This is a genomic window from Nitrospinota bacterium, from assembly GCA_027619975.1.
Classification (GTDB): Bacteria; Nitrospinota; Nitrospinia; order Nitrospinales; family VA-1; genus JADFGI01.
In genome coordinates this window covers 1-9,513 of sequence record JAQCGX010000056.1, presented here as the reverse complement: position 1 = coordinate 9,513, position 9,513 = coordinate 1, and the positions used below count along the sequence as shown (strand labels likewise).

Here is a 9,513-nt window from a genome sequence, read left to right as displayed (position 1 = left end):
CTGGAAAGGCGGAATTAAATTCCGCACTTCCGTATAACCTTTAAGGGTAGGTCGCCTGTCCTACTAAAATAAAAGACGCTTCTTTGAATTGGCGATTCGGTGCCGTTGTCAATTTTTAGAGATGCCCATAATTCATTTCGATCGTCGTTAATCAAAAATAAGATTTTTTAACAGGAAATTTCTAACTCATTTCAATGGCCACTCCCTCTTCAAAAAAGGCAATCTACGCTGCGCTGGCAGGAAATTCGCTGATCGCGGTGACCAAGTTTGCCGCCGCAGCTTCCACCGGAAGTTCCTCCATGTTCTCGGAAGCCATCCATTCGGTGGTCGATACCGGTAATCAAGCCTTGCTTCTTTACGGCATAAAGCGGTCCGCCCGGCCCGCGGATCGCAGTCACCCCTTTGGTTATGGGTTGGAATTGTATTTCTGGACGTTTGTGGTGGCGATCCTTGTTTTTGGATTGGGAGCGGGCGTTTCCATTTACGAAGGGATTTCAAAGGTAAAAGTACCGCATCCAATTACGAATCCGACCGTGAATTATGCGGTCCTCGGCTTTGCCATGGTTTTTGAGGGGGCCGCCTGGTATATTGCGTTCAAAGAATTTCGTAAATCCAAAGGGTCCTTAGGTTTGATCACCGCAGTCCGGCGGAGCAAGGACCCGACCATTTTTACAGTGTTGTTTGAAGACACTGCCGCCTTGCTGGGTTTGTTGGTTGCGGCACTGGGGATTTATTTGAGCGAGGCTTTAAACCTGCCCGTTCTCGATGGAGTGGCTTCGATCCTGATTGGAATTATTTTGGCGACCACTGCGGCGCTATTGGCTTATGAGTGTAAAGGATTGTTGACGGGGGAATCCGCCAGTGAAGTGGTTGTTTCGCGGATCAAGTGGATCATCGCCGAAAATGCCAATGTCCTGCATGTAAACGAAGTTCTCACCTTACATTTGGGACCGAATGATATTCTTTTAAATATCAGTCTGGATTTCAAGGATGGTTTGTCTTCCAGCCAGGTGGAGGAAGCCATATCGACTTTCGAATCCCGCATCAAAGGAGAATTCCCTGAGATCACCCGGGTGTTCATTGAAGCGCAAAGCTGGTTGGCGCACCGGGCGGATGCTGAGTGATGCGGGTTCCGTCTGTACCGTTTAAGGCCGCAGTCATCAGTTTTTGCTGGAGACTCCTTTTTTCTCAAAAATTTCCCGAATGGTCTCGCCTATTTTTTTTAAGTCCAGAGGTTTCGGAACGAATGTGACTTCCTCATCTTTTAATGGCTCAGCAAAATTTGTGAAGTCATAAGGGTTGGTGAGCATGATGATGGGAATATCTTTGTGATCCGATCGCTTTCTAATATTTTTGATAAATTCCATGCCGTTCATTTCCAGCCGGGACCAGTTGGAAATGATGAGTCCGAAATTTCCCCGGTCCAGATAGTCGAACATACAGTTTGCATTGACAGCCAGCTCAATATAATTAAAGCCGCTGTTCTTCAATCCGGTCAGCACTCGAAGGCTGGAGAGGGTTCCGTCATCGACGATTAAAATTTTTATGTTCGAGATCATTTTTTTACCTCGTATAAAAAATGTTCCATAAATGAATAAAGATGACGGAAACCACCCACCAAGAATGCCGGAGGAGGAGACTGTCCTCAAAACCTGTTGAGTGGAGTCCGTCAAAAAAATAAACTGCGTATAAAGGAGCCGGTTGTCAGATTCAGGATGCCAGTGAATTGTTAAGACTCGGCGGCGGATGGGTCATACTTTGCTTTCAATATTGGATTGCCGAGGTATTGCGGGAACTGTCAGGGACGTGAAATGGGGAGTGTGATTCGGGAACAGAATGAAAAAACCGGGAATTTTGAGAAACTCCCGATCAAAATAAGAAGGGTAATTTCAAGCGGTTTATTCGTGTGTGGTCGGGTTCAATGGGCCCGTCGATTGCCCTCAAAGGATAGTGCGCATTATCCCGTAGAGCCCGCGCTCAAGGCAAACGATCGTCATGGGAAAGGACTTCCCTGAAGTTTGGCAGAAGTTGCTATTGATCAAGGGACATTGACGAATTTTCCCCGGCAATAATTTTTTCTTCCAGGACAGATTGAGTCAACCGGACCCCTGGTTCGATTCGAATACTTTCTCCTTGCATCTCCTTGCCATCGGCAAAGCGAATGAAGGTGGACACGGTATCGTCTCCATCGGTTTGAAGTTTCACTATCACTTCAGTGTCCACATCCACTCCATGAATCCGAATATTATTTCCCGCCTTTTTAGTTTTGAGGTCAACCAAAGCAATGGACTGGCCGCTTTTGTTGATAATGACCATTTCCATATTGGGCTGAGTGTCTGTCAACAACAGAAGCAGGCTAAGTGCGAGGCCAGCAGTCAGGGAAATAATTAAAAGATACTTGTTGCCAGGCTTCATTGCTGATGATCCTTATAATGAGGGTTGGTAACATTAGTTTCCAGAGCCCCTTGGTGAAATGGTTTGAACGGTCTAATGGGATAACGAAGGGTTTATCTTAACATTTTTTCATTTCAGGATTGAGATTCAAAATCTTATAGCGGGTGATTCTGGCCTGGAGGCGCATTGAACTTGCGGTTACGTTGCGATTTCAGGCGAAGGATCGAAATTACAAATATTTACGGGAAAAGTCAATTTGAATGCTTTCAGGCGGCATAAATGAAGCTCACGGGGGCGTGAATATTTCTGCGAAAAAATTGGAATAAACATGAAAATAAGTCTATCTTACTTGTGAAAATTTCATTATTCGCGCGACCCCTTTCAAACGGAGGTGATTGTGAAAAATCCAACCGAAGGTTTGAATCGCTTGTTTCCCGCCCGCAACAAAAAATTTTCAGACGCAGTAAATTTCGAAAAAAGAGCAAGTGAAGCGCTGGATTTTTTTGACAGCGATCTGCACGGTCATGATGTCATCATGATGGCGGAGGTTTATGGCAGTGATTTCCAGAAGGTCTGGAAAAAAACCCATAAAAAATGGTGGGCCTAGTTTTATCGTTTGTTCAATACCCTTGGGCTAAGGCTCCGGGCCGGCGTTGATCGGAAGCGCCGTAAAACCCTTTTTTTGTGCGCAGGATGGATTGTGTGGACCCAAAGGGCTTGGTTTCGACCACCAGATGACCTTTTTCCGCTAGAGCAAGAAGCGTTTCCGGTTTGAAGCCTGGCTCCATTTCCAGCCAGTCTGGTAGCCATTGGTGGTGAATACGCGGTGCACGGGTGGCCGAATCAATATTCATTTTGTGATCCAGGACGTTTAGTAAAAATTGCAACGTGCTGGTGATGATCCGGCTTCCCCCGGGGCTTCCTGTCGCCAGGATGGGTTTTCCTGCCTTGAATACGAGAGTGGGAGTCATGGAGCTCAAAGGCCGCTTCATGGGTTGAATAGCATTGGCCTCGCCGCCGACCAGCCCGTAAGCGTTAGGAACACCTGGTTTTGAGGAAAAATCATCCATCTGGTTGTTCAAAAGTATTCCCGTTCCCTTAGCCACGATTCCCGTGCCGTAACCAAAGTTCAAGGTATAGGTATTGGAAACGGCGTTTCCAGCACCGTCCATCACCGAGAAGTGAGTGGTCTGGGGGCTTTCATACGGTGAGGGGTCGCCGGGTAGAATTTCTTTTGAGGGTTGGGCCTTGTCGGCTTGAATCAACTTTTTCAAGTTTTCAGCATAAGCTTTAGACGTGAGTCCACGACCCGGCACCTTCCAGAATTTGGGATCTCCCAAATGCTGACTGCGGTCGGCATAAGCGAGCTTCATGGTTTCGGCCAGCAGATGAAGCGTTTCCGCATTACCCGCTCCAAGAGAACGGAGGGGATAGCCTTCCAGAATATTTAACATCTGAATAAGGTGGATGCCGCCGGAACTGGGAGGTGGCATGGAAACGATTTCATAGCCACGGTAAGTCCCGCGTACAGGTTCACGCCGAACCACCCGGTAATTTTGCAAGTCTGCAAGGGTGATCAATCCATCGTGACTTTTCATCTCTGCGGCCAGCTTTTCGGCGATGGCTCCCTGGTAAAAAGCTCTGGGACCTTCTTTGGCGATCTGCTTTAAAGACACGGCCAAATCTTTTTGAACCAATAAATCTCCTGGTTCATAAAACGAACCATCCGGCTTGAAAAAAATTTTTGTCGTTTCGGGCCAGCGAAGCAAAGCCTTTTTGTGTTTCTTGAAGCTGTCGGCCAGAGGGACGGTGACGTGAAATCCTTTTTCCGCCAGATGAATTGCAGGAGACATGACCTGCCTGAGCGTCAGGGTTCCGTATTTTTTGAGCGCATAAGAAAGACCGGCCACCGTGCCGGGAACGCCGACGGCAAGATGGGTGAACTGGGAGCGCTCGCTGACGGGGTTGCCATGCTCGTCCAAATGCATATCCTGTGTTGCCAGGGCAGGAGCCATTTCCCGGTAATCAATGGCGACCGTTTCCCCTGTTTTGGCAATATGGGCGATCATGAACCCCCCGCCACCAAGATTTCCCGCTTGCGGCAGGGTGACGGCCAGCGTGAACCCGATGGCGACGGCGGCGTCCACAGCGTTTCCCCCCTGCTTGAGGATTTGGACTCCGACTTTGGTGGCGAGGGCTTCCTGAGTTGCCACCATTCCATTTTTAGAAAAAGCAGGAGAGGGCGTGGCCTCTGTTGGCAAAGACGCTTTTTCGCGGGCACAAGCGGTCAGAGAGAGAAGAATAAGGATGTAAGCAATGACAATCCTGGGAAAAGTTTTTGCCTTAAAGGGGATGAAAGGTTTCATTAAGTCGCTGGAGGTGGAAAATGTTTTGGGTTGATTTGAGGTTTGGATCCTGGCTTGACCGGGTGCGGACTTTTTTGTCGAGGTGAATGATCGCTTGCTTTCAGAGGTAGGTCAAGGGGATTTTAAGAGGGTTTTGATTAAAGGGCACTTCTAAAAATTAGTTTTCACAGAAAATAGAATCGTGCGCAAAATTTACTTAAATCAGTGGCACGGGCGACCTATCCTTAAATTTAAGGGTAGGTCGCCTGTCCTACTAAAACAAAAGACGCTTCTTTGAATTGGCGATTCGGTGCCGTTGTCAATTTTTAGAAGTGCCCTAAACAGGGAATCCCTGGGAACTTCTCTGCCACCGGGATGAAAAAAAGAGGAACTCAGTCGAGGGTTTTCAAATTTAATTTATCCAGGTGTTCCTCGGCTTTTTTCAAACGCATCCACTGACCGATTTGCTCGCCCAGATTGGCCATCATTTCGATGAGGTGGGGTTCCGGTTGGCACACTTGCCGCGTAAATATTTCGATCACCCCCATAAATTGTTTTTTATAGAAAATGAGGAAACCGAATCCCGACCTCATGCCCAGTTTTTTGGCGAAGGGCGCCCTGGGAAAATTTGTATCGCAACGTACATCGGCAATCCAGGAAGGTTCTAACCGGTCCCATACCCGTCCGGGCAATCCTGTGCCTTTTTCAAATTTTCTTGTAAACGAGTTTTCTTTAAATTCCATGAAGGCCACACTTTCATTTAAGCCGGGGGCATTCCAGGCATATCGACAGTTGAGTGCATCCGATTCCGGAATTTTCTCCCAATAGTGACTGATTTCCCATTCCATAAATTCTCCAATTGCTTGCAGGATTCTGGGAAACGTGTCTTCTAATGATTCGCTGTCCAGAAATGTCCGGGTCAATTCATACTGCATTTGTTGTTGAGCTTCGGCCTTCTTGCGTTCGGTTATATCCTTGAAAGTGACCACGGCGCCGACCAGTTTTTCATTTTCCCGGATAGGCGTGCTGACATATTCGACGGGAAAAGAGGTTCCATCTTTTCGCCAGAAGACCTCTTCAGTCTCCCGATGCACTCTGCCATCTTTAATTGCGGCATAGATATGACAGTCGTCGCGCGGATAAGGCGATCCATCGGGTTTGGAATGATGAATTATGGCATGTTGGGGTTTGCCAAGGAGTTCTCCCTCTGCGTATCCCAACATTTTTTCAGCGGCAGGATTGGCAAAAGTAGTATTTCCTTCCAAATCCAGGCCATAAATGCCTTCTCCGGCGGAATTCAGGATCAGTTGGTTTTGCCGATTGGCTTGCTGGAGTTGCTCTTCAGCCTTTTCTTTTTCCTCAGCCAAGCGCTGATTTTCTTTAACCAGATTGATGGCTTGTTGAAGGATGTCGGATTCTTGCTTGTTTTCAGCTTCTTGTAGCATTTATTAACCAAAAAAGAAGTTGGTAGATGGATTATTTTCCTATACTTATCTATGCAATACAGGGCTTGAAAGCAAAAATCCTGCCAAACTTTCTTGAAATAGGTAATATGTGGAGCTACAAAGGTTTTGCCCTTGCATCTGAATTGTTACTTTTTTTGAAGGTTGTAGAATTACATACACCTTGGTGAAAAAAGAGACAACTGTTATCAGGGGTTGTGGCAAGCTCCACGTTGCGGGAGCGATCAAAGGAAAACGGGCTCCAGGCGCGAACTTTAAGCATGAATTATAAAGAAGGAGAAAATGACAAAAATACTACTCATTCTAATTTTGATTTTAGGTGGTATCAGTTGCGCAAAGGGCGATGAAAATCCCTTGACTCTACCTGTGGGGGCGGAGCCTTCGGCCAAAATGCACAACGACTCAGGAATTACGCATTATCAGTCAGGGCGTTACAAAGATGCCCTGCTCCGGTTCATGCAGGCGTATGCGGCGGATAAAACCGCGGGAGAAATTTATTTCAATATCGCATTGGCTTATCACCAGCAGGGAGAACCGGAAAAGGCGTTGGAATATTTTAAATTAGCCAGGAAGTACGCCAACGGGAATGATAAGATTCTGGCATCCCAGTTATTGGATAAGTATCTGAAACGGGAAAATTGACAGGATCGATCGACGATTTTTTAACCGGCAAGGATCTGCTTATAAAAAAATCAGGTGAGCGCCCCACTCTGGGGCAATAAATCAAGGGCACTTCTAAAAATTGACAACGGCACCGAATCGCCAATTCAAAGAAGCGTCTTTTGTTTTAGCAGGACAGGCGACCTACCTTAAATTTAAGGATAGGTCGCCCGTGCCACTGATTTAAGTAAATTTTGCACACGAGTCTATTTTCTGTGAAAACTAATATTTCGGGATGCTCTCAATATGGAATCTAAGATGACGACAGAAGAAGTGTTCGCAGAGTATGGGGATGTGCCATTATTTTTTTCGCATTACTACAACTTCATTTTCGTTTACAAGAGCGCCCGGCTGGACAATGGCGATCAAATATTTTTACAGTTGGGCGGGAATATGGAAAAGGTATCGGCCATGGTGGTCGATGTCGAAGAGCCTCTGACTCTTGACGAAAAAGCCGATGCGGATCACGCATATATCAAGAATGCAAAGAATCAGGTGATATGGAAGGATGAGCCGCCAGACTGAAAGAACAAGACTGAAAGAACCGGATGGACCCAACCGTCCGCCACCCCCCTTGGCCTCCTGGCCCCGACATTGCACTACCTCGCCCAGTACCCAAGCCAGCTTTAGCATCTATAGCTTCCTTCGCGCCACTTTATTCCCAGTGGTCATTGGATTCTTTTTCATAAACACCCAACCCGTTGAATGCTCAACGAATTTTAATCTTACCCTAACAAAACCCTAATGATCGGAATCTATCCTGCACTCAATACAGTAATCTTTAAGAAATCAATTTTGAATCATAAAACTTAGGGTTTCTATGTGTCTATCTGATAAAAATGAAAAAAGGGGGGAATCGTGCAAAAGTTACTGGGTATGCTGTTAATATTAGGGGTTTTGATTAGTGCGCCAGGAAGTGCCTGGTCCGATATGTCGCAAAACGAGTTACGATTGCTGGCTCTGGAAGAAAAATTCGATGCGTTGCGTGAAGACAGACAGGCTCTTTTTGATAAATTGGAAGCCAAATCTTCAGGGGATTATTTCAAATACACGAACCCGGGTTTTGAATTTACCAGCCCGGATGGGTTATTTTCCACCAAACTGGTTTGGCGCGCGCAATTGCGATTCACCCATCCAAACCGATCGGACCCCAGAACTGAGGCGAATTTCACGACCGGGGAAGATTCGAGTAACTTTGAAGCCCGGCGGCTTCGTATGAAAATCGGTGGTCATGGTTATAAAAAGTGGATCAAATACTATTTTGAGGTGGACCTGCAACCTTCCCGGGATACCGACGATACCTCCTCTGCCTCGTCTGCAAGGGTCATCGATTACAGACTTGACGTACAACCGAGTGATGCAATCGGTTTTCGGGTGGGCCAATGGAAAATCAACTACAACCGGGAACGTGTGGATTCTTCTGGCCGCCAGACGTTTGTCGAACGGTCGATTGTCAATCGTGAATTCACCATAGACCGGCAGGTCGGTGCCCTGGTGAAGGGCCGTTTATTCAAGGATACCCCGGCTTTTATCAATTATTACGCAGGGGTATTCAACGGCGAAGGCCGCTCGGTAAATAACAATACGACGGACATGATGTATATGGGGCGGGTGCAGTGGAACTTTATAGGCAAGAAAGATTTAAAATGGTATCAGTCGGATGTAAAACGCCATGATAAACCGGCAGGACAGATTGCCTTTGCCGCTGCCACCAATACCGGACCCTGTACCCGGTGGAGTTCTTCCGGTTGCGGCAACCTGGAAGGACTCACAGAAGCGGCTTCAGCCACGCCCACACAATTCAGAACGGAGCAGTGGGTGCAGGAATTCGCGTTCAAATGGAAAGGACTGGCCCTCCAGCAGGAATACCATGAGAAAAATGTTAGAGACAAGTCCACCGGACTGACGCACGACTATACAGGGCTGTATGCACAGGTCGGGTATTTTCCTCATGGCCTCATTCCAGCAGTACCCGAGCAACTGGAAATAGCTTTTCGTTATGCCTTTGTGGATGCGCCGGATGTCGTTAATCTTAACACCAACGACAACCGGGATGAGTTTACGGCAGGGTTGAACTACTTTATCAAGGGACATAACAATAAAATCACACTTGATTATTCCCATTTAACCCTGGATGATGAATCGGCGGGTCGAAAGCTGTCCGACGATAGAGTCCGACTGCAATGGGATATTTCCTTCTAGCATGGGTTATTCCTAAACCGAGATAGTGGTGCATTTTGTTAATAGTCTTTGTGTAAATATTTTTTCAAGTTAAGCGACCCTGGCTTTGAGGTTTTGTTTTTTCCTCAAAGCTGGGGTTTTTCTTTTTACTTGATCTCTTTTGGTTAAGATTTCACGTTGCCTTCCAAAGAAAACATCAGCCGGAGTGACATTGTTTAATGCTTCGTGATATCGATGGCTGTTGTAATAATCCACGAACTTTGAGAGTTCCTGTTTAATTTTCCAGATTGATTTCTAGCAATGATTTGAACCCGGTTTACTTTTAGATAAGGGCACTTCTAAAAATTGACAACGGCACCGAATCGCCAATTCAAAGAAGCGTCTTTTGTTTTAGCAGGACAGGCGACCTACCCTTAAAGGTTATACGGAAGTGCGGAATTTAATCAAAAGAATTCCTCGTAGCTCTGCTA

The 9,513-nt window shown here is 46.5% G+C and carries 9 protein-coding genes; 5 read left to right on the top strand and 4 right to left on the bottom strand.

The window, feature by feature from the left end; genetic code table 11:
* Positions 1 to 194 precede the first annotated feature (194 nt).
* The gene (locus O3C58_13670) at positions 195 to 1,124 is read left to right on the top strand and encodes a cation diffusion facilitator family transporter (GenBank protein ID MDA0692901.1); all 930 of its coding nucleotides are present in this window, start codon (positions 195 to 197) and stop codon (positions 1,122 to 1,124) included.
* A gap of 36 nt (positions 1,125 to 1,160) precedes the next feature.
* On the opposite strand, the gene O3C58_13665 is transcribed toward O3C58_13670, so the two are convergent.
* Both O3C58_13665 and O3C58_13660 read right to left on the bottom strand, forming a co-directional pair.
* Positions 1,161 to 1,559 (bottom strand): response regulator, encoded by a 399-nt coding sequence (locus tag O3C58_13665; protein MDA0692900.1) that lies wholly within the window; start codon positions 1,557 to 1,559, stop codon positions 1,161 to 1,163.
* A gap of 472 nt (positions 1,560 to 2,031) precedes the next feature.
* Positions 2,032 to 2,415: a hypothetical protein gene (locus O3C58_13660; GenBank protein MDA0692899.1), complete on the bottom strand. Its 384-nt coding sequence runs from the start codon at positions 2,413 to 2,415 to the stop codon at positions 2,032 to 2,034.
* Positions 2,416 to 2,791: 376 nt separating this feature from the next.
* On the opposite strand from O3C58_13660, the gene O3C58_13655 reads away from it, so the two are divergent.
* Positions 2,792 to 3,001, top strand: a complete 210-nt coding sequence (locus O3C58_13655; GenBank protein ID MDA0692898.1) for a hypothetical protein — start codon at positions 2,792 to 2,794, stop codon at positions 2,999 to 3,001.
* A gap of 13 nt (positions 3,002 to 3,014) precedes the next feature.
* Here O3C58_13655 and ggt read toward each other — a convergent pair whose 3' ends face one another.
* Positions 3,015 to 4,760 carry a gamma-glutamyltransferase gene (gene ggt, locus O3C58_13650; protein MDA0692897.1) on the bottom strand — a complete coding sequence of 582 codons (1,746 nt, stop codon included), beginning with the start codon at positions 4,758 to 4,760 and terminating at the stop codon, positions 3,015 to 3,017.
* 371 nt (positions 4,761 to 5,131) lie between these two features.
* Positions 5,132 to 6,184: a PAS domain S-box protein gene (locus tag O3C58_13645; protein ID MDA0692896.1), complete on the bottom strand. Its 1,053-nt coding sequence runs from the start codon at positions 6,182 to 6,184 to the stop codon at positions 5,132 to 5,134.
* Positions 6,185 to 6,484: 300 nt separating this feature from the next.
* On the opposite strand from O3C58_13645, the gene O3C58_13640 reads away from it, so the two are divergent.
* The 3 genes from O3C58_13640 to O3C58_13630 all read left to right on the top strand — a co-directional run bounded on the left by O3C58_13640 (position 6,485) and on the right by O3C58_13630 (position 9,064).
* On the top strand, positions 6,485 to 6,844 hold the full coding sequence (locus O3C58_13640) for a tetratricopeptide repeat protein (protein MDA0692895.1): 360 nt from the start codon (positions 6,485 to 6,487) through the stop codon (positions 6,842 to 6,844).
* A 264-nt stretch (positions 6,845 to 7,108) separates the two neighbouring features.
* Positions 7,109 to 7,387 (top strand): hypothetical protein, encoded by a 279-nt coding sequence (locus tag O3C58_13635; GenBank protein ID MDA0692894.1) that lies wholly within the window; start codon positions 7,109 to 7,111, stop codon positions 7,385 to 7,387.
* 333 nt (positions 7,388 to 7,720) lie between these two features.
* Positions 7,721 to 9,064 carry a porin gene (locus tag O3C58_13630; GenBank protein ID MDA0692893.1) on the top strand — a complete coding sequence of 448 codons (1,344 nt, stop codon included), beginning with the start codon at positions 7,721 to 7,723 and terminating at the stop codon, positions 9,062 to 9,064.
* Positions 9,065 to 9,513: the final 449 nt, after the last annotated feature.